This window comes from Microbacterium sp. DT81.1 (genome assembly GCF_049844955.1).
Lineage (GTDB): Bacteria > Actinomycetota > Actinomycetes > Actinomycetales > Microbacteriaceae > Microbacterium.
Window position 1 is genome coordinate 1 of the sequence record NZ_JBNCMA010000020.1, and the last position, 2,139, is coordinate 2,139.

Consider the following 2,139-nt stretch of genomic DNA (forward strand, 5'->3'; position numbering starts at 1 on the left):
TGTCGACGGCGCTCGAATTCTGAACGGTTTCGGCGCTTGAAAAGTGAACGATTGCGGGCAGTCTAGCGAGGGCTTTCGTCGGTGGTGGTGCGGATGCTGGGGAGGCTGTCGATGCCTCGTCCGCGGAGCCGGTAGCTGGCGCCCTTGAGGGTGAGAACGTCGGCGTGGTGGACGATGCGGTCGATCATCGCGGCGGCGACGGCTTGGTCTCCGAAGACCCCGCCCCAGCCGGAGAACGGCAGGTTGCTGGTCAGGATCAGTGAGGCGTGTTCGTAGCGGGATGACACGAGCTGGAAGAACAGGTTGGCGGCGTCTTGCTCGAACGGGAGGTAGCCGACCTCATCGACGATGATCAGCCCGTAACGGCGCAACCGGGCGAGCTCCTGCGGCAGCCGGCCGTGCCGGTGCGCGTCGGTGAGGCGGGTGACCCAGTCCGTCGCGGTCGCGAACAGCACCCGATGCCCGTGCCTCGCTGCGACGATCCCGAGCGCGGTCGCGAGATGCGTCTTGCCTGTTCCGGGCGGACCCAGCAGCACGACGTTGCGCGCTTCGAGGAGGAACCCGCCCGATGCAAGAGCGGCGACCTGTTGCCGGCTTCCGGTTTGGGCGTCCCAGTCGAAGTCCTCGAGCGTCTTCCGTGCCGGGAACCCGGCCGCTTTGATCCGCAGCTCCGCGCCGGAGGCGTTGCGCGCGCTGACTTCCCGTTCCAGGACGGCGGCGAGGTAGTCCTCGAACGACCAACCGGCGTCGCGTGCCTGGTCGGCCATCCGACTGGCGGCTTCGGTGATCCGAGGTGCTTTCAGCGCGCTGGCGAGATAGGTGATCTGCTTCACGGCGTCCGTCGTCTTCGCCGATGCCATCAGTCAGCCTCCTCACCTGCGAGTCCGAACGCGCGGTCGTAGTCGCTCAGGTCACGTGTCAGGTCAGCCCCGACGGTCGCCACGGAGCGAGGCTGCTGGAACTCTTTCCGGAGCCGGGCTGCGATCTCGACGTGCGCGGGGTCGGTGACGGTCATCCCGCGCGCCCAGGCCCTCGCGTGATCGGCGACGATCCGTCCGTCTGCGCGGACTCGCACCCGGTCCAGGTCGGCGATCACGTCCACGAGCCTTCCGATCATGCGCGGGTCGACGGAGTAGTCGTTGGTGTCGAGTCGGACGTAGTAGTCCCGGCCGAGTCGGACCCGGTTCCGCCAGCCCAGGTGCAACGGGATCGGCGGCAACGGCAGCATCGCGGCCCGATCCGTGTCCAGCCGGTCCACCGGCGCCGCCTTCGTGGTGCGCACCACCCTGCCGTTCACCCGCTCCAGCCATGCGGTGAACTGCGCGTCGAAGTCCGTCGCTGAGGTGAACGACCGGCCGGGCATGAACGACTTCTCGAACCACCCGTTGCGACGCTCCACGACACCCTTGGACTCCGGGTCCTTCGGCGGCAGCAACACCAGCTTCGTCGCCAGCGTGCCCATGAACGCGTCCACCCCCGCCGCGTGCCGCTTGCCGCGGCCGATGCCCGGCTCGTTGTCCCAGATCAGCCGGCGCGGCACCCGACCCAGCTGCTGGATCAGCTCCCACGACCCCAGCAGCAGATCCTCGGTCTTCCGCGTCGGGATCATCCTGCCGGTAATGAACCGTGAATACGCCGGCGTGATCACCAACACCGGCAGCAGCTTCGCCGTCCCATCCTCGAGCGGGATCTTCTTAGGCGGGAACCACAGATCACATTGCGCCGCGTCACCGGGATCCCACGTCAACCGGTCCGCGGGATCGATTCTGCGATGCTCCGGCCGCAGCCGCTTCACATTCTCCCGGAACCACGTGATCGAACCCGGCCACTCGACGCGTTCCGCGATCACCACCGCCGGTAGCTCCGGATCGTCTTCGAGCAGAGCACGCACCCGCGCCTCGAACGGCGTGAACGACGTCGATGCCGCCCGCCGCTCATACCGCGGCGGCGCATCCGACTGCACTGCCTTCACGACCGTGGTCCGCGAGATCCCCAACCGCTCAGCGATACGCGCCTTCGGCACGCCCTCCGCTGCCAGCCTCCTGATCAGCGCCCAATCCTCCAAAGTGATCACTCTCCAATCGTTGAGTGTTCACTTTTCAAGCGTCGTTACTGTCCAGTTTTCAAGCGTCGTCGACA

Annotated in this window: 2 protein-coding genes; both read right to left on the reverse strand. The window is 67.0% G+C overall.

The genetic code is table 11. The features are described 5' to 3' along the window. Positions 1-62: 62 nt before the first annotated feature. Positions 63-860, reverse strand: a complete 798-nt coding sequence (gene istB / locus ACLQ2Q_RS22145; protein WP_425824053.1) for an IS21-like element helper ATPase IstB — start codon at positions 858-860, stop codon at positions 63-65. After that, the gene (gene istA, locus ACLQ2Q_RS22150; RefSeq protein WP_425824055.1) at positions 860-2,074 is read right to left on the reverse strand and encodes an IS21 family transposase; all 1,215 of its coding nucleotides are present in this window, start codon (positions 2,072-2,074) and stop codon (positions 860-862) included. Before istA ends, istB begins: the two co-directional genes overlap by 1 nt. Positions 2,075-2,139 lie beyond the last annotated feature (65 nt).